This is a genomic window from Streptomyces viridosporus T7A, assembly GCF_008704515.1.
In the GTDB taxonomy this organism is placed as follows: domain Bacteria; phylum Actinomycetota; class Actinomycetes; order Streptomycetales; family Streptomycetaceae; genus Streptomyces; species Streptomyces viridosporus.
In genome coordinates this window covers 4,903,198-4,920,010 of sequence record NZ_CP023700.1, presented here as the reverse complement: position 1 = coordinate 4,920,010, position 16,813 = coordinate 4,903,198, and the positions used below count along the sequence as shown (strand labels likewise).

At 72.6% G+C, this 16,813-nt stretch carries 18 protein-coding genes and 1 tRNA gene; 3 read left to right on the top strand and 16 right to left on the bottom strand.

Annotated elements, in window-relative coordinates; genetic code table 11:
- Positions 1 to 115 precede the first annotated feature (115 nt).
- Complete coding sequence (locus CP969_RS22885) at positions 116 to 772, top strand: SDR family oxidoreductase (RefSeq protein WP_004984574.1); 657 nt, start codon at positions 116 to 118, stop codon at positions 770 to 772.
- Positions 773 to 803: 31 nt separating this feature from the next.
- On the opposite strand, the gene CP969_RS22880 is transcribed toward CP969_RS22885, so the two are convergent.
- Both CP969_RS22880 and CP969_RS22875 read right to left on the bottom strand, forming a co-directional pair.
- The gene (locus CP969_RS22880) at positions 804 to 1,016 is read right to left on the bottom strand and encodes a hypothetical protein (protein ID WP_004984575.1); all 213 of its coding nucleotides are present in this window, start codon (positions 1,014 to 1,016) and stop codon (positions 804 to 806) included.
- Positions 1,017 to 1,157: 141 nt separating this feature from the next.
- Positions 1,158 to 1,239: transfer RNA gene (locus tag CP969_RS22875), tRNA-Tyr, on the bottom strand.
- A gap of 237 nt (positions 1,240 to 1,476) precedes the next feature.
- Between CP969_RS22875 and CP969_RS22870 the strand changes: the two genes are divergently transcribed.
- On the top strand, positions 1,477 to 1,965 hold the full coding sequence (locus CP969_RS22870) for a YajQ family cyclic di-GMP-binding protein (RefSeq protein WP_016825034.1): 489 nt from the start codon (positions 1,477 to 1,479) through the stop codon (positions 1,963 to 1,965).
- 120 nt (positions 1,966 to 2,085) lie between these two features.
- Here the strand turns inward: CP969_RS22870 and CP969_RS22865 are convergent, their stop codons facing one another.
- A complete protein-coding gene (locus tag CP969_RS22865; RefSeq protein WP_004984577.1) occupies positions 2,086 to 2,352 on the bottom strand; it encodes a GlsB/YeaQ/YmgE family stress response membrane protein in 267 nt (88 codons plus the stop codon).
- 287 nt (positions 2,353 to 2,639) lie between these two features.
- On the opposite strand from CP969_RS22865, the gene CP969_RS22860 reads away from it, so the two are divergent.
- Positions 2,640 to 3,887 carry an APC family permease gene (locus CP969_RS22860; protein WP_016825035.1) on the top strand — a complete coding sequence of 416 codons (1,248 nt, stop codon included), beginning with the start codon at positions 2,640 to 2,642 and terminating at the stop codon, positions 3,885 to 3,887.
- 109 nt (positions 3,888 to 3,996) lie between these two features.
- Here the strand turns inward: CP969_RS22860 and CP969_RS22855 are convergent, their stop codons facing one another.
- The 13 genes from CP969_RS22855 to CP969_RS22795 all read right to left on the bottom strand — a co-directional run bounded on the left by CP969_RS22855 (position 3,997) and on the right by CP969_RS22795 (position 16,609).
- Entirely contained in the window at positions 3,997 to 4,563 is a 567-nt protein-coding gene (locus tag CP969_RS22855) for an SMI1/KNR4 family protein (protein WP_016825036.1), read from the bottom strand.
- Positions 4,564 to 4,674: 111 nt separating this feature from the next.
- Positions 4,675 to 5,070: a YccF domain-containing protein gene (locus CP969_RS22850; RefSeq protein ID WP_004984581.1), complete on the bottom strand. Its 396-nt coding sequence runs from the start codon at positions 5,068 to 5,070 to the stop codon at positions 4,675 to 4,677.
- The gene (gene htpX, locus CP969_RS22845) at positions 5,067 to 5,930 is read right to left on the bottom strand and encodes a zinc metalloprotease HtpX (protein ID WP_004984583.1); all 864 of its coding nucleotides are present in this window, start codon (positions 5,928 to 5,930) and stop codon (positions 5,067 to 5,069) included. The genes CP969_RS22850 and htpX overlap by 4 nt, the downstream gene beginning before the upstream one ends.
- A gap of 247 nt (positions 5,931 to 6,177) precedes the next feature.
- Complete coding sequence (locus tag CP969_RS22840) at positions 6,178 to 7,677, bottom strand: NADH-quinone oxidoreductase subunit N (RefSeq protein WP_016825037.1); 1,500 nt, start codon at positions 7,675 to 7,677, stop codon at positions 6,178 to 6,180.
- A complete protein-coding gene (locus CP969_RS22835) occupies positions 7,674 to 9,248 on the bottom strand; it encodes a complex I subunit 4 family protein (protein ID WP_016825038.1) in 1,575 nt (524 codons plus the stop codon). The genes CP969_RS22840 and CP969_RS22835 overlap by 4 nt, the downstream gene beginning before the upstream one ends.
- Positions 9,249 to 9,254: 6 nt before the next feature.
- Positions 9,255 to 11,249: an NADH-quinone oxidoreductase subunit 5 family protein gene (locus CP969_RS22830; protein ID WP_016825039.1), complete on the bottom strand. Its 1,995-nt coding sequence runs from the start codon at positions 11,247 to 11,249 to the stop codon at positions 9,255 to 9,257.
- Positions 11,246 to 11,647, bottom strand: coding sequence for an NADH-quinone oxidoreductase subunit NuoK (gene nuoK, locus CP969_RS22825; protein WP_004984589.1), 402 nt, complete (start codon positions 11,645 to 11,647; stop codon positions 11,246 to 11,248). Before nuoK ends, CP969_RS22830 begins: the two co-directional genes overlap by 4 nt.
- Positions 11,647 to 12,438 carry an NADH-quinone oxidoreductase subunit J family protein gene (locus CP969_RS22820; protein WP_016825040.1) on the bottom strand — a complete coding sequence of 264 codons (792 nt, stop codon included), beginning with the start codon at positions 12,436 to 12,438 and terminating at the stop codon, positions 11,647 to 11,649. The genes nuoK and CP969_RS22820 overlap by 1 nt, the downstream gene beginning before the upstream one ends.
- Positions 12,435 to 13,106, bottom strand: a complete 672-nt coding sequence (locus tag CP969_RS22815) for a NuoI/complex I 23 kDa subunit family protein (RefSeq protein WP_004984592.1) — start codon at positions 13,104 to 13,106, stop codon at positions 12,435 to 12,437. Before CP969_RS22815 ends, CP969_RS22820 begins: the two co-directional genes overlap by 4 nt.
- Complete coding sequence (locus CP969_RS22810) at positions 13,106 to 14,074, bottom strand: complex I subunit 1/NuoH family protein (RefSeq protein WP_004984593.1); 969 nt, start codon at positions 14,072 to 14,074, stop codon at positions 13,106 to 13,108. Before CP969_RS22810 ends, CP969_RS22815 begins: the two co-directional genes overlap by 1 nt.
- Complete coding sequence (locus tag CP969_RS22805) at positions 14,071 to 15,519, bottom strand: NADH-quinone oxidoreductase subunit C (RefSeq protein ID WP_150474957.1); 1,449 nt, start codon at positions 15,517 to 15,519, stop codon at positions 14,071 to 14,073. Before CP969_RS22805 ends, CP969_RS22810 begins: the two co-directional genes overlap by 4 nt.
- Positions 15,516 to 16,211: an NADH-quinone oxidoreductase subunit B gene (locus CP969_RS22800; RefSeq protein WP_016825042.1), complete on the bottom strand. Its 696-nt coding sequence runs from the start codon at positions 16,209 to 16,211 to the stop codon at positions 15,516 to 15,518. The genes CP969_RS22805 and CP969_RS22800 overlap by 4 nt, the downstream gene beginning before the upstream one ends.
- Positions 16,202 to 16,609, bottom strand: coding sequence for an NADH-quinone oxidoreductase subunit A (locus tag CP969_RS22795; RefSeq protein ID WP_004984601.1), 408 nt, complete (start codon positions 16,607 to 16,609; stop codon positions 16,202 to 16,204). Before CP969_RS22795 ends, CP969_RS22800 begins: the two co-directional genes overlap by 10 nt.
- Positions 16,610 to 16,813: the final 204 nt, after the last annotated feature.

Genomic DNA, 16,813 nt, shown 5'->3' with positions numbered 1-16,813 from the left:
GCCGGTGTGCGGGGAGCGTGCGGAACCGGGGAAGGGCGTCGGGCGAACCGCCGGGGTCGTGGGAGTCATGGGAGTCGTGCGGCGGATGCGGCCGTCCCGGCGTACGGTCGAAGGCATGCGCATTGTCATCGCTGGTGGTCATGGTCAGATCGCGCTGCGCCTCGAACGGCTGCTCGCGGCGCGCGGGGACGAGGTGGCGGGGATCATCCGCAAGCCCGAACAGGCCGACGAGCTGCGGCAGCTGGGCGCCGAACCGATCGTGCTCGATCTGGAGTCGGCCTCGGTGGAGGAGGTAGCGGAGCGGCTGGCGGGCGCGGACGCGGCGGTGTTCGCCGCGGGAGCGGGTCCGGGCAGCGGGGCGGAACGCAAGGAGACGGTGGACAAGGCGGCGGCGATCCTCTTCGCCGACGCGGCGGTCCGCGCGGGCGTACGGCGCTTCGTGGTCGTGTCCTCCATGGGCGCGGACCCGGCGCACGAGGGGGACGAGGTCTTCGACGTCTACCTGCGCGCCAAGGGCGAGGCGGACGCGTACGTCCGCGGCCTGGACGCGCTGGACTGGACGATCCTGCGCCCCGGCCGGCTCACCGACGACGCCGGCACCGGCCTGGTCCGTCTGGAGGCCCACACGGGCCGCGGTCCGATCCCGCGCGACGACGTGGCCGCCGTCCTGGCGGAGCTGGTGGACACCCCCGCGACGGCCGGCCTGACCCTGGAACTGATCAGCGGACCCGCGCCGGTGTCGGTGGCGGTGAAGTCGGTGGCGGGCAACTGAGGGGGACTTCGGCGGGCCGGCCGCAACGGCGTCAGAAGAGGGGCATCTGCCCCGGGAACTCCGGTACCGCGTAGCCGTCCAGCGAGGGCTGCTCCGCACCCGGCAGGGCCCGCCGTCGTGACCCCGGGCACGAGGTCAGCTCGCCGCTCCCCCGCGCGCCGGGCGGGTCGTGGCGCGCGTACCGCCCGGCGACGACGGCGATCTCGCGGCGGCACTCGGGGCAGGGTCTGCGGCGGGGCGACATGGGGCCAGTGTGCCCCGGGGCCGTGCCCGCGGACACGAAGCGGCCACCGGGCGGCCACCAAACGGCCACGAGGAGAGGGCACGCACGAAGAAGCCCCCTCCGCCCTGCGTTTCCGCAGGAGGGAGGGGGCTTTCCCCAGTGTGGCGGCGCCAGGATTCGAACCTGGGAAGGCTGAGCCGGCAGATTTACAGTCTGCTCCCTTTGGCCGCTCGGGCACACCGCCGGGGTAGCTGCCCGGAGCCGCCTTCTCGGCTGCGCTCCCTGGCAACGACGTAAACAATACCCGATGGACAGGGATGCTTCGCCACCCATATTGATCGCCGCCCGGACTCCGGGGGGTGGCTAGGCTTGTCCGGATGCGGCCCGGGACCGATGCCGGGCTCGGTGGCCGCCCCACGTACGCCGGTACGCATCCGGTTCGCAGCCCGATACGTGCCCCCGATACAAGGAGCCACAGGACATGGCCGACTCCAGTTTCGACATCGTCTCGAAGGTCGAGCGGCAGGAGGTCGACAACGCCCTCAACCAGGCCGCCAAGGAGATTTCGCAGCGCTACGACTTCAAGGGCGTGGGCGCCTCGATCTCGTGGTCCGGGGAGAAGATCCTCATGGAGGCGAACTCCGAGGACCGGGTGAAGGCCGTCCTCGATGTCTTCCAGTCCAAGCTGATCAAGCGCGGTATCTCCCTGAAGGCCCTGGACGCGGGCGAACCTCAGCTCTCGGGCAAGGAGTACAAGATCTTCGCGTCGATCCAGGAGGGCATCTCCCAGGAGAACGCGAAGAAGGTGGCGAAGATCATCCGGGATGAGGGCCCGAAGGGCGTGAAGGCCCAGGTGCAGGGCGAGGAGCTGCGGGTCAGCTCCAAGAGCCGTGACGACCTGCAGGCCGTCATCGCCCTGTTGAAGGGCAAGGACTTCGACTTCGCCCTGCAGTTCGTGAACTACCGGTAGGACCCGCACGGCCGAGGGCCGGTGACGTCCGCGAACCTCACGGACACGGGAAGGGCGGGAAGGGTGGGCGCCCCGGGGCGCCCACCCTTCCCGCCCGTCGGCTGCGGTCGCGGGGCGCGGTCAGTCGCGCGAGTGGCCGAACAGGAGGCGGTAGGCGATCAGCAGGACCAGCGAGCCGCCGATCGCGGCGATCCAGGTGGTGCCGTCGTAGAAGTCCTTGGTGACCGGATGGTCGAGCCAACGGGCCGATATCCAGCCCCCGATGAACGCGCCGGTGATACCGATCAGGGTCGTGCCGATGAGCCCGCCCGGATCGCGGCCCGGCAGCAGGAACTTCGCGATCGCTCCGGCCAACAGTCCCAGGATGATCCAGCTGATGATCGTCATGCTCTGACCCTGCCCCTTCGTACCGCCCCCGCACCGTCCACGATGCGGTGCACATCGCTCCGGGCCCGGCCCGGCGGACCGTTCCGGCGCCGCGCGCCGTGGGATGCGACTTTCCCGTGCTTCGCCGCCCCGGCCGCCCGTCGCCCGGCCGTTCGCCGCGCTGTCGTTCGCCGCGCTGTCGTCCGTCGTCCGGTCCTTCGCCGCCGGACCCTGTTGTTCTCCCTGTCTTGGTGTGGAGGACACCCGGAACACGGACGGCGGTTTCACCGCTCAGTAAGGTGCGGCTCGTGGCAACGCCCTCCGGTTCTGAACTCCGCCGCACGCTCGGTGTCGGCGACGCCGTGGTCATCGGTCTCGGCTCGATGGTGGGAGCCGGCGTCTTCGCCGCGCCGGCTCCCGCCGCGCAGACAGCCGGTTCCGGGCTGCTCCTCGGGCTCGCGGTCGCCGCCGTGGTCGCCTACTGCAACGCCATGTCGTCGGCCCGTCTCGCCGCCCGGTACCCGGCCTCGGGCGGCACGTACGTCTACGGGCGTGAGCGGCTCGGGGAGTTCTGGGGGTATCTCGCGGGCTGGGCGTTCGTGGTCGGGAAGACGGCCTCCTGCGCGGCGATGGCCCTCACCGTGGGCGCGTACGTCTGGCCGGAACAGGCGCACGCCGTGGCGGTCGCCGCCGTCGTGGCGCTGACCGCGGTGAACTACGGCGGTGTCCGGAAGTCCGCGTGGCTGACGCGGGTGATCGTGGCCGTGGTCCTGGCCGTCCTCGCTTCCGTGGTGGTCGTGTCCCTGGCTTCCGGGGAGGCCGATCCCGGGCGCCTGGGCATCGAGGTGCCGAACGGGGCCGGCGGGGTGCTGCAGGCAGCCGGTCTGCTGTTCTTCGCCTTCGCCGGGTACGCCCGGATCGCGACCCTCGGCGAGGAGGTCCGGGATCCGGCGCGCACCATTCCCCGCGCGATCCCGCTGGCCCTGGGCATCGCACTGGTCGTGTACGCGGCTGTCGTCGTGGCTGTCCTTTCGGTATTGGGGGCGCAGGGGCTGGGCGACGCCACCGCGCCGCTCGCCGATGCGGTGCGGGCCGCCGGGGTTCCCGGGCTGGCGCCCGTGGTGCGGGTGGGTGCGGCCGTCGCCGCGCTGGGCTCGCTGCTCGCCCTGATCCTGGGGGTCTCCCGGACGACGCTGGCCATGGCCCGGGACCGGCATCTTCCGGGTGGTCTGGCCGCCGTGCACCCGCGGTTCCAGGTGCCGCACCGGGCGGAGCTGGTCGTGGGCGCAGTGGTCGCCGTGCTGGCCGCCACGGTGGACGTACGGGGCGCGATCGGCTTCTCCTCCTTCGGGGTGCTGACGTATTACGCGGTGGCCAACGCGTCGGCCTGGACCCTCCGTTCGGGGCCGGCGGCGCGGGTGGTGCCGGCGCTGGGACTCGCCGGGTGCCTGGTGCTGGCGTTCTCGCTGCCGGGGCTCTCGGTGGCGATGGGCGCGGGCGTGCTGGCGGTGGGCGTGCTGGCCTACGGGGTGCGCCGGTCGAGGGCCGGCCGCTAGCCGTGCCGGACGCCCGGCGGCCCTGTCCTCCGGCCCCGCGCCGGCGGACCGTACCGGAATCCGCTCGGGGCCGTCGCGGTGCGTCCCGCCCGACGGCGGCCGGTTCCGCTCAGGACGCCCGCGACGGCTTCACCCGTACGCGGGCGTCGGTCCACGGGACCAGGTCCACGTCCTCGTTGCCCTCCTCGTACCAGCCCGTGCCCTCGACCCAGGAGCGCAGCCAGTCCTCGAGGCTCGGCGCGTCGACGTACCACGCGAGGGCCGGGTCGCCCGGGTTGGGTTCGAAGAGGACGACGGTGGCCCGGGGGGAGTGGCAGTCCACACAGGCGTACATCCCGCAGCCCCAGCCGGATATCGGGAGGACGCCCTCGGGCCACGGCCGGTCGGGGTCCTCGCGGCCGCTCTCGCGGCGGGCGAGGTACTGGGCCACGGCGGCGGGTTCACCCGAGGACGGGCTGTCCAGGAGGGGCAGCAGACCGTACTCGGGGCCGAAGCCGCCGTCCGCTATCCGCAGGTAGAGCTCGGCGAGCAGCGGCGGCAACCCGAAACCCAGGGCGTCTTCGGCGCGGGCCGGTGCGGCCGCGTCGACGGGCTCGGGCAGGGACGGCCGTCCCCAGGGGCGGACGGTGCGGGCCTTGTCCGCCACCCGTGCCAGCAACTGCTCGTGTTCGGTCATGGATTCAGCATGCGGGCCACCACCGACAATCGGGCGGGCCTGTGGACAACCCCTGGACTGTGGACAACGTGCGGGGCGCGGCGCGCTCTCGACGGGGTCGCGCCCCGGTTCTCACCAGCGCGCCGCGAACTGCTGGTCCGTCCGTACGATCTCGCGGCCCATCGGGAGCAGGGAGACCGGGATCAGCTTGAAGTTCGCGATGCCGAGCGGGATTCCGATGATGGTCACGCACAGGGCGAGGCCGGTGACGATGTGGCCGATCGCCAGCCACCAGCCCGCGAGGATCAGCCACAGCACGTTGCCGATGAAGGAGGCGGCACCCGCGTCGCGGCGCTCGACCGCGGTGTACCCGAAGGGCCACAGGGCGTAGACGCCGATGCGGAAGGCGGCGATGCCGAAGGGGATGCCGATGATCGTGACGCACAGCAGCACACCCGCGAGCAGGTAGCCGAGGAACAGCCAGAAGCCGCTGAGGACGAGCCATATGACGTTCAGGATGGTCTTCACGGAAGGCGACCTGCCATCTTCTCGAGTCGGGCAATGCGTTCCGCCATCGGCGGGTGTGTGGAGAACATCTTCGAGAACCCCTGTCCGGGCCGAAAGGGGTTGGCGATCATCATGTGGCTGGCCGTTTCGAGGCGGGGCTCGGGGGGCAGCGGGAGCTGCTTGGTCCCCCGTTCCAACTTGTGCAGGGCGCTCGCGAGGGCGAGCGGGTCGCCGGTGAGCTGGGCGCCGGAGGCGTCCGCCTCGTACTCCCGGGAGCGGCTGATGGCCAGCTGGATGAGGGACGCGGCGATCGGGCCGAGGATCATGATCATCAGCATGCCGAGGAGGCCGGGGCCGTCGTCGTCGTCGGAGCGGCCGATCGGGATCAGCCAGGCGAAGTTGACCAGGAACATGATCACGGAGGCGAGGGCGCCGGCGACCGAGGAGATCAGGATGTCGCGGTTGTAGACGTGGCTGAGCTCGTGGCCGATGACGCCGCGCAGCTCGCGCTCGTCCAGCAGGCGCAGGATGCCCTCGGTGCAGCACACGGCGGCGTTGCGCGGGTTGCGGCCGGTGGCGAAGGCGTTGGGTGCCTCCGTCGGGGAGATGTACAGGCGGGGCATGGGCTGGCGGGCCTGGTTGGAGAGCTCCCGGACCATGCGGTACAGCCCCGGGGCCTCGAACTCGCTCACCGGGCGGGCACGCATCGCGCGCAGGGCCAGCTTGTCGCTGTTCCAGTACGCGTACGCGTTGGTGCCGAGGGCGACCAGGACGGCGATGACGAGCCCCGTGCGGCCGAAGAAGCTGCCGATGACGATGATGAGTGCGGACAGCCCCCCGAGGAGGATTGCGGTCCTGAGCCCGTTGTGCCGGCGGTGCACGGTACGCCCTCCAAGTCGTGCGGCAGGGGAACCCTTGCTTGCTGATCTTCCTTCTGACCTGCGTTGCCACTGGCGTCGTGGTGTCACGTCCAGTGGACCCTCCCGTACCGGTCAACGCCAGGCGAGAGGTGCTAGTTCCCTTGTGCGTGCGGTGGCGCGTGTCAACCGTCCGGGTGACGGCGGCCCCGGGCGGCACGCGCACGGGGGCCCGGGTGCCCCGTGCGCACGTGCGGATGCGGCCCGGCGCTCAGAACAGTCCGGTGTCGGTGAAGCGGAGGACCAGCTGCGGCGCGCCGGACAGGACGACGCCCAGGACGCCGGTCAGGGCGATCGCGGCGGTGAGGGGGGCGGGGAGACGGTGCTTCACCGGTTCGCCCTCGGGGGCGCGGAACAGCAGGGCCGTCCACTGGAGGTAGTAGACCAGCGCGATGACGACGTTGACGGCCATGACGACGGCGAGCCAGCCGAGTCCGGCGTCGACTGCCGCGGAGAAGACGGTGACCTTGGCGAAGAGGCCGATGATGCCCGGCGGGAGTCCGGCGAGGCAGAGCAGGAAGAAGCCCAGGAGGAGCGCGGTGAGCGGACTGGCGGCGTACAGGCCCCGGTAGTCGGCGACGCGGTTGAGGCGGTGGGTGCGGCCCACGAGGGCGGCCACGGCGAAGGCGCCCAGGTTCACGGCGGCGTACATGAGCGCGTAGGCCAGGGTGGAGCCGATCGCCTTCTCGGCGTCGTCGGTGTACGCGGCGGCGGCGATCGGGACGAGGAGGTAGCCGGCCTGGCCGACGGAGGACCAGGCGAGCAGGCGTACCGCGCTGTACGCGCGCGCGGCCTGCTGCCTGAGGGCGCCGACGTTGCCGACGGTCATGGTGAGGGCGGCCAGCACGGCGAGTGCGGGGCCCCAGACGTCGGCGTACGACGGGAGGGCGACGACCGTGACGAGGATCAGGCCGGAGAAGCCGACCGCCTTGCCGATGACGGACAGGTAGGCGGCGATCGGCAGGGGGGCGCCCACGTAGGTGTCGGGCACCCAGAAGTGGAAGGGGACGGCGGCCGTCTTGAAGGCGAAGCCGACGAGGGTGAGGACGACTCCGGTCTGGGCGAGGATGTGGAGCTGTCCGTCGACGTTCTGGATGCGCTCGGCGACCCGGGTGAGGTGGAGGGTGCCGGTGGCGGCGTAGACGAAGCTGATGCCCAGCAGGCTGACCGCGGTGGCGGTGACCGAGGACAGGAAGAACTTCAGGGCCGCTTCGGAGGACCTGCGGTCGCCCCGGCGGAGGCCGACCAGGGCGAAGGCGGGCAGGGAGGCGACCTCCAGGGCGACGACGAGGGTCGCGAGGTCGCGGGAGGCGGGCAGGAGGGCGGCGCCGGCCGTGGAGGAGAGGAACAGGAACCAGTACTCCCCCTCGGGGAGCCGCTTGCCGGCGTCCTTCAGGGCGGTGACGGACAGCAGGGCGGCCAGGAGGGCCCCGCCGAGCACCAGGAACTGGATGACGAGGGTGAAGCGGTCGGCGGTGTAGCTGCACACGCCGGTGTCGCCGACCAGGCAGAAGGTGCTGCGGTCGGCGTCGAGGAGGGGCAGCAGCATGAGCGCGGCGACGGCGAGTCCGGCCACCGAGAACCAGCCCAGCAGGGGTTTCCTGGTCTCACCGACGAACAGGTCGGCGACGAGGACGACGACTCCGACGACCGCCGCGATGGTGGGCGGCGCGATGGCCAGCCAGTCGACGGACTGCACGAGGGAGCTCATCGGGTGCCTCCTGCGAGGAGCTGCTGCACGGCCGGGTCGGTGAGTCCGAGGAGGGTCCTGGGCCACAGCCCGGCGACGACGGTGAGGACGACGAGCGGGGTCCAGGCCGCGAACTCGTGACCGCGTACGTCGGTGAGTTCCGGGGCTTCCCGCGGGGCGGCGCCCATGCAGACCCGGCGGACCACGATCAGCAGGTAGGCGGCGGTCAGCAGGGTGCCGAAGGCGCCGATCGCCATGAAGGTGAGGAAGGCGGGGCGGCTGAGGCCCTCGGCGGGGTCGAAGGCGCCGAACAGCGCGAGCATCTCGCCCCAGAACCCGGCCAGGCCGGGCAGGCCCAGGGAGGCGACGGCGCCGAAGGCGAGCAGTCCGCCGAGGCGCGGGGCCTTCCCGTACAGGGCGGCGCCCGTCTCCTGGGCCAGGGTGTCGAGGTCGGTGCTGCCGGTGCGGTCCTTGAGGGCTCCGACCAGGAAGAACAGCAGGCCGGTGATGAGGCCGTGGGCGATGTTGGCGAACAGGGCGCCGTTGACGCCGGTCGGGGTCATGGTCGCCACGCCGAGGAGGACGAAGCCCATGTGGCCGACGGAGGAGTAGGCGATGAGGCGCTTGAGGTCGCCCTTCGCGCCCCGCCTGGCGAGGGCCAGGCAGGCGAGGGAGCCGTAGATGATGCCGACGACGGCGAAGGCGGCGAGGTAGGGCGCGAAGGTGCGGAACCCGTCCGGTGCGGCGGGGAGCAGGATGCGGACGAACCCGTAGGTGCCCATCTTCAGCAGGACGCCGGCCAGCAGCACCGAGCCGACGGTCGGCGCGGCGGTGTGGGCGTCGGGCAGCCAGCTGTGCAGCGGCCACATCGGGGTCTTGACCGCGAGCCCGAGCCCGATCGCCAGAACGGCGGTGACCTGCACGGTTGTGGTCAGCGCCCGGCCGTTGTCAGTGGCGAGTGCCACCATGTCGAACGTGCCCGCCCCGAGACCGATCAGGAGCAGGCCGAGCAGCATGACCACGGAGCCGAGCAGCGTGTAGAGGATGAACTTCCAGGCGGCCTCGGCCCGGCCCTCGCCGCCCCAGCGGGCGATGAGGAAGTACATCGGGATGAGGACCGTCTCGAAGGCGAGGAAGAACAGGACCAGGTCGAGGACGGCGAAGGTCGCGAGGGTGCCGGACTCGAGGACGAGCAGCAGGGCCACGAAGGCCTTCGGGGAGGGGCCCGCGGGCGGCTTGAAGTACGAGTGGAGCGCGCTGAGGAAGGTCAGCAGTGCGGTCAGGACCAGAAGGGGGAGGGAGATGCCGTCGGTGCCGAGGTGGATCCGCACGTCGAGTGCGGGGATCCAGCTGATGTCGGTCGTGGCCTGCATCTTCGACGGCTGGTCGTGGTCGAAGCCGAGCACGAGGACGAGCGCCGCGAGGAGGACCGCGCCGGTGACGGTCACGCCGTGCCGGAGCACGGCCTGCTCGGGTGACTTCCCCTTCAGTCCGGGCGGGGCCGGCAGGAGGGCGGTGGCGGCGCCGAGGAGCGGGCCGACGACGAGGAACGCCAGAAGGAACTGCATCACGGACTCGTTGATATCGATCACGCCTGCTCACGCTCCCGTGGCGACGAGGACGGCGGCGACCGCGAGGACGACGGTGCCGGCGAGCAGCACGCTCACATAGGTCTGCAGATTGCCGGTCTGGGCCCGTCGGACGGCGGCGCCCAGCCAGCGGGGCAGCGTTCCCGCGCCGCGTACGTAGGTGTCGACGACCTCGCGGTCGAGGAACCGGACGAGACGCGCGCCGGCCCGGACCGGGCGGACGAAGAGGGCCGTGTACACGGCGTCGAGGTGGAAGCCGGCGGCCGCGTGGCGGTGCAGGGGGCCGAGCAGCAGCCGCCCCGGGTCCGACGGGTCGGGCGCGTACGCGATGTCTCCGTAGGCGGGTTCGTGGCCGGCGATGGCCTCCGCCTCGACCCGCCCGGCACCGCCCTCGGGGTGGGCGGCGACGGCGCCGAGGGGGGTGCGCGCGGCGTACGCGGTGGTGTGCCGCCAGGTGGCGTAGGTGACGATGCCGCCGACCAGGGCCACGCCCGTGCCGAGCACGGAGGTGGTGAGCGTCGGGGTCAGGTCGTGGCCGTCGAACCAGTCGGGCAGGACGCGGAACGCGAATCCGCCGAAGGCCAGGGACGGGACGGCGAGCACCCACAGCACCGCGGTCATCGCCAGCGGCTGCCTGCCGTGGTCGGGGGCCTCGGGGCCGTGGCCGCGGAAGGCCAGCAGCCACAGGCGCGTCGCGTACGCCGCGGTGAGCAGGGCCGTGAGCAGGCCGGCGAGGAGGACGATCCAGCCCGCCGCGGCGGGAGCGTGCTCGGTGTGGCCGGTGACGACGTGTTCGGCGACCCCGAGGACGGCCTCCTTGGAGAAGAAGCCGCTGAACGGCGGGATCGCGGCGAGCGCGAGCAGCGCCACGGTCATCGTCCAGTAGGCGTCGGGAACGCGGTCGCGCAGGTGGCTCGTGCGGGACATGGCGGCCAGCGAGTTGGTGCCGGCGGCGTGGATGATCACGCCGGCGGCGAGGAACAGCAGCGCCTTGAAGGCGCCGTGGGACAGGAGGTGGAAGACGGCGGCCCCGCGGTCGGCGACGGCGAGGGCACCGGTCATGTAGCCGAGCTGGCCGATCGTCGAGTAGGCGAGGACGCGCTTGATGTCGTCCTGGGCGAGCGCGGCGAGCGCGGAGCCGGCCATGGTCACGGCGGCCATGACGGCGAGGACGGTCATCGCGGCCCGGGAGGCCTCGAAGAGCGGGAGGAGACGGGCGACGAAGTAGACACCGGCGGCGACCATCGTCGCGGCGTGGATCAGCGCGGAGACGGGCGTCGGGCCGGCCATCGCGTCGGGGAGCCAGGTGTGCAGCGGGAACTGCGCCGACTTGCCGGCCACGCCCGCCAGGAGCAGCAGGGCGATCAGCGTGGGGTGCTCGATGCCGCCGCCCGCGACGGCGTCGAGGATCCGGGTGATGCGGAAGGACCCGGCTTCGGTGGCGAGGGCGAACAGGCCGATGAGGAAGGGGACGTCGCCGAGCTTGGTGACCAGGAAGGCCTTGAGGGAGGCGGCGCGGGCCTGAGGGGTCTCCCAGTAGTGGCCGACGAGGAAGTAGGAGCAGATGCCCATGACTTCCCAGCCGACCAGCAGCACCATCAGGTCGCCGGAGTAGACGACCAGGAGCATCGCGGAGGTGAACAGCGAGACGAGGGCGGCGTAGGAGGGGTAGCGCGGGTCGTCGCGCAGGTAGCCCGTCGAGTAGATCTGCACGCAGGCGGCGACGACGGTGACCAGGACGGCGGTGAGGGCGGCGAAGCCGTCGATGTACAGGGCGAGTTCGATGGGGACCGAGCCGGTGGGGGTGAGCTCGGTGGCGGCGTCGACGGCCCGGCCGCCGCCCTGGCGCGCGGCGACCACGGCGGCCAGCACCAGGGAGGCGAGCGTCGGCAGGACGGCGAGCGGGCGGACGAAGCCGGGGGCCGTGCGGCCCAGGAGCAGCCCGGCGAGAGCGCCGAGGAACGGAAGGAGGGGGACGAGGACGGCGAGAGTGGTGGTGGTCACGCGGTGGCCTCGGCATTCTCGGCTGCCGCCCTGGGCGCGGAGGCGTCGTGGTCGGGGGCGTCCGGGCCGTCGGGTTCGTGGCCCTCGGCGGTGTCGCGGAGCCGGTCGATGTCCGAGGTGCCGCGGTTGCGGTACACGGCGAGGACGATCGCCAGGCCGATGCCGATCTCGGCGGCGGCGATGGCGATGGTGAACAGGGTCAGGGCCTGGCCGGAGTGCAGCGTCTCCTCGGCGGCCCGGCTGAGCCAGACGTCGAAGGCGACCAGGTTCAGGTTGACGGCGTTGAGCATCAGCTCGACCGACATCAGGACCAGGATCGCGTTGCGGCGGGCGAGGACGCCGTACAGCCCGGTGCAGAACAGGAGGGCGGACAGCACGGCGGGATAGGCGAGGTGCATCAGCGGCTCCCTTCCGTGTCGCGCCCGGCGTCGGTCGCTCCGGACGCGCTCGGGTCGGTGACCGGGGCGGAGGCCGGATCGGTGACCGGGGCGGTGGCCGGACCGGAGGCCGGATCGGTGACCGGGGCGGTGGCCGGACCGGTGGCCGGCGGAGCGACGGCCGGCGGGGACCCGGCCGGCGGGGTGCCTGTCGCTGCTGCGGCCGCGGCGTCGGCCGTCGCCTTGCGGGACAGGACGATCGCGCCGACGAGGGCGGCGAGGAGGAGGACGGAGAGGGCCTCGAAGGGGAGGACCCAGTGCTGGAAGAGGCTCGCGCCGGTCACGTCGGTGGAGCCGGCGGGCGCGCCGTCCAGGTCGATCCAGGTGGTGCGGAAGGCGTCGACGACGACCCAGACCAGGGCCGCCGCGGCGGCGACCGCCACGGCGAGGGCGACCCAGCGGTTGCCGGAGTCGGCGTCCGGGGAGCGGCCGATGGGGGCCCGGGTGAGCATCAGACCGAACAGGAGGAGCACGATCACGGAACCGACGTAGATGAGCACCTGTACCCAGGCGATGAACTCGGCTGTGAGCAGGAGGTATTCGACGGCGAGGCCCCCGAGGGTCACCACCAGCCACAGGGCGGCGTGCACCAGCTGTTTCGTGGTGACGGTGACGACGGCGGCGCCGAAGGTGACCAGGCCGACGAGGAGGAAGGCGATCTCCACTCCGGTCGGGGAGAGGAAACCCCGGGACTCGGCCGCCAGGTCCGTGGTGCCGGCCGCGAGGCCGGCGAGGGTCGCTGCGAGGGTCATTCCCCGCCCTCCTGCCGTGGCCGGTCCGTCTGCTGCTGCGATTCGCCCGCCGGGCGCGCGGGAGACTCGGCGGCGCGGGCCTGTTCGTCGGCGTGCGACTCGGTGCCGGCCGGGGGCGCCGGAGGCGGGGCCGCCTCCGCGGCCTGGGCGGCGGCCAGCTTCTCGGCGGTCTTGCGGGCGGCGGCGAGTTCCTTGGGCTCCTCGGCACCGGGGTCGAGGGCGGGCGGGGCCGGGACCGTCCACATCCACTCGCGCAGCTTGTCCCGCTCGTGGGTGAGGTCGCGGATGTCGGTCTCGGCGTACTCGAACTCGGGGGACCAGAACAGTGCGTCGAACGGACACACCTCGATGCAGATACCGCAGTACATGCACAGGGAGAAGTCGATGGCGAAGCGGTCGAGGACGTTGCGGCTGCGTTCGCGTCCGCCGGGGGTCGTCGCCGGGATCGTCTCCTTGTGGGAGTCGATGTAGATGCACCAGTCCGGGCACTCGCGGGCGCACAGCATGCAGACCGTGCAGTTCTCCTCGAACAGGCCGATCACCCCGCGGGTGCGGGGCGGCAGTGCGGGCTGGGTGTCCGGGTACTGGTCGGTGACGGGCTTCTTCGTCATCGTCCGCAGGGTGACGGCCAGGCCCTTGGCCAGGCCGGAGCCGGGGATCGGGGCCATCAGAGGAACACCACCTTGACGACGCCGGTGAAGGCGATCTGAGCGAGGGAGAGGGGGACGAGGAGGGTCCAGGAGAGCTTCTGCAACTGGTCCTCGCGCAGGCGGGGATAGGTGACGCGCAGCCAGATGACCACGAAGGCGAGGACCGCGGTCTTCAGCAGGGTCCAGACCCAGCCGAGTCCGTCGGCGCCCCAGGGACCGTGCCAGCCGCCCAGGAAGAGGACGGTGGTCAGGCCGCACAGGACGACGATCCCGGCGTACTCGGCGAGGAGGAAGAGGGCGAAGCGCAGACCGGTGTACTCGGTGTACGCGCCGAAGATGATCTCCGAGTCGGCGACGGGCATGTCGAACGGCGGGCGCTGGAGCTCGGCGAGGCCGGCGACGAAGAAGACGAGCGCGCCGGTGATCTGCCAGGGCAGCCACCACCACTCGAAGGCGTCGAGGATGCCGACGAGCGAGACGGTGCCGGCCGCCATCGCCACCGAGGCGGCGGTGAGCAGCATCGGCAGTTCGTAGGCGAGGAGCTGCGCGGCGGTGCGCAGGCCGCCGAGGAGGGAGAACTTGTTGGCGGAGGACCAGCCGGCCATGAGCGAGCCGAGGACTCCCACGCCCATGACCGCCAGGACGAAGAACACGCCCGCGTCCAGTACTTGCCCGACCGCGCCCTCGCCCGGGCCGATCGGGATGGCGAGCAGGACGAGGAGGTACGGCAGCAGGGAGACGGCCGGGGCGAGCTGGAAGATACGGCGGTCCGCGCCGGCCGGGACCACGTCCTCCTTCTGCGCGAACTTCACTCCGTCGGCGATGAGCTGGGCCCAGCCGTGGAAACCACCGGCGTACATGGGGCCGAGGCGGCCCTGCATGTGGGCCATCACCTTGTGCTCGGTCTGACCCACGATCAGGGGGAAGGTGAGGAAGACGACGAAGACGACCAGGAGTCGCAGGGCGACGTCGAGCGCGTCGTTCACCGCGGGCCTCCTGAGGGGTCGTCGGGGGCGGGGGCGTCGGGATCACCGGGGGTGGCGGGCCCACCGGGAGCCCTCGGGCTGTCGTCGCTCGGACCGCCGTCGCTCGGACCGCCGTCGCTCGGGCTGTCGGGGCTGTCGGGGCTCGGACGGTCGGGGGTGCCGCGCCCCTTCGAGGCCGGTTTCGGCTCGCGGGCCGGGTCCTCGGAGCCGCCCGCGGTCTCCGGGGTGGTGTCGGGGGCGGTGCCCGGGGACACGTCCGGGCCCGCGGTTTCCCGTGCGGCCTCGGATGCCGTTTCGGGCCCGGCCCCGGTGCCGTCCTCGGCTTCGGGCCGGTCGAAGGCCGGGCGGGCGTGGTGCCAGGGGGCGTCCGGGCTGCGCGGTGCGCCGGAGGGCTCCCGTTCCGGCCGGCCTCCGGCGGGTCCGGGCGCGGGGGCACCGTCCGCCGGTCCGGTTCCGCCCGGCGACGCCGCCCGGTCCGACGCGGCGCGCTGGCTCGCGGACCCCTCGGACGCGCTGCGCGCCCGCCGGGGACCGCCGGCGCCACGGGCCCCGGCACGCTGGGACGCCGACCCCTCGCTCGCACTCCGGGCACGTCGCGCGGGGGGCGCGGCGGGCTCTGACGGACGGGTCGGTTCCGTGGAGGCACCGCTGTCCGTGCCCGGTTCACCGGGACGCGCCTGCGCGGCCCGGCCCGCCGCTCCCCCGGCGACCTGGCTCGCCGAGCCCTCCGCCGCCGTGCGGGTGCGGCGCACGGGGCGGTCGCCCGCCGCCCGGGCCGCAGGGGCGGGGCGTTCCCCGGCCGCTCGCCCCGCCCCTGCGGCCGCCCGGCCGGCGCCGCGGGCCGAACGGGTCGGGGCAGGCGGGAGCTGGCCCTTCAGCGGGCCCCATTCGTTGGGGTCGGGGACACCGGGCGGCAGCATCTGGCGGCGCCTCGGGCCGCCGTGCTCCGCACCCGCCGCGGGCTCCCCGGGTTCCTTGGCGCCGGGCCAGGCCTTGGCGACGCGGGCCGCGAGGACGAAGTCCTTGCGCAGGGGGTGGCCCTCGAAACCGTCCGGCAGGAGGAGGTGCTCCAGGGCGGGGTGGCCCGTGAAGTCGATGCCGAACATCTCGTGCGTCTCGCGTTCGTGCCAGGCCGCGCCCGCGTAGACGTCCACGGCGGAGGGCAGCGTCGGCGCCTCGTGCGGGACCGTGGTGCGCAGCAGCAGGCGCCGCACCGGCGACAGGGCCACGACGTGCGCCGTGACGCGGAATCCGGTGCCGGGTTCGTCGACCGCGCTCAGCCAGTCGAAGAAGGTGCAGCCGACGCGGTCGCGCGCGGTCTCCAGGGCGGAGATCCAGGAGGCGGGGGGCACGTCGACGGTCAGGACGCCGTACGACTCCTCCGCCGTGGCGTCCGTGCCGAACAGCTCCTCGGCGCCGGCGGGGAGCCAGCCGACCGCGGTCATCGCTCCTCCCCCGTGTCCGGCGTCCCGCCACCGGGCTCACCGGCCGCCGGCGGTGCGACCAACCCGCTCTGCAGCGCCGCCGCCGACGGGCGTCCCGCGCCGGGAGCGGTCCCGGGGCCGGTTCCGTACCGCTCCCCCAGCGACTCCCGTGCGATCTTCTCCTGGAGCTTGAGGATCCCCTGGAGCAGTGCCTCGGGCCGGGGCGGGCAGCCCGGGACGTAGACGTCGACCGGGATGATCTGGTCCACGCCCTTGGTGACGGAGTAGGAGTCCCAGTACGGGCCGCCGCAGTTGCTGCACGCGCCGAAGGAGATGACGTACTTCGGCTCGGGCATCTGCTCGTACAGGCGTTTCACCGCGGGCGCCATCTTGTCCGTGACCGTCCCGGAGACGACCATCAGGTCGGCCTGGCGCGGTCCCGGCGCGAAGGGGATGACGCCGAGGCGGATGAAGTCGTGGCGGGCCATCGACGCGGCGATGAACTCGATCGCGCAACAGGCGAGGCCGAAGTTGAAGACCCACAGCGAGTAGCGACGGCCCCAGTTGAGGACCACCTTCATCGGCTCGGGCGCCAGGCGGGCGAGCGCGCCGAGCCGCTTCGGTTCCGGCAGCAGGACCGGCTCGGCGGCCGACGGGGCCGACGAGGCGGAGGGGGCCGAAGGGTTCGAGGAGGTCGAGGGGGTCACGTCCATGTCAGGACGCCCTTCTTGTATGCGTACAGCAGGCCCACGGCGAGGAAGCCGAGGAAGATGAACATCTCCACGAGGGTGGTCGCGCCGTAGCCGTCGGCGGCGAAGACGGTCGCCCAGGGGAAGAGGAAGATCGAGTCGACCGCGAAGATCACGTAGAGGAAGGCGTAGACGTAGTAGCGGACCTGGGTGTGGGCCCAGCCCTCACCGACGGGGTCGACCCCGCACTCGTACGTCAGGAGCTTCTCGGGGGTGGGCACCACGGGGCGCAGCAGGCGTCCGGCCCCGAAGGCGACCGCGACGAACAGCAGGCCGACGACGGCCAGCAGTCCGACGACCGAGTAGGACTGGAAGTAGTCCGCCGCGACGACGGTCGTCTCGACGACGGTCGGTTCCCGCACGTCCGCCCCTCACTCCCTGGCTGGTGTCCCTGGTCCGTGCCCTGATCCGTGCCTGATCCGTGCTGTGAACCGCGCCTCGGTCCGCGCCTTGGGTCCGTACCTGTGAACGTCGCGGTTCGACGATCTGTACGCAGGGGAGTCTAGGCCCTGATAAAGGCACGGTAAGCAGCCCGTCGTGCCTCGGCATGCGGGGGGTGGGGTTTT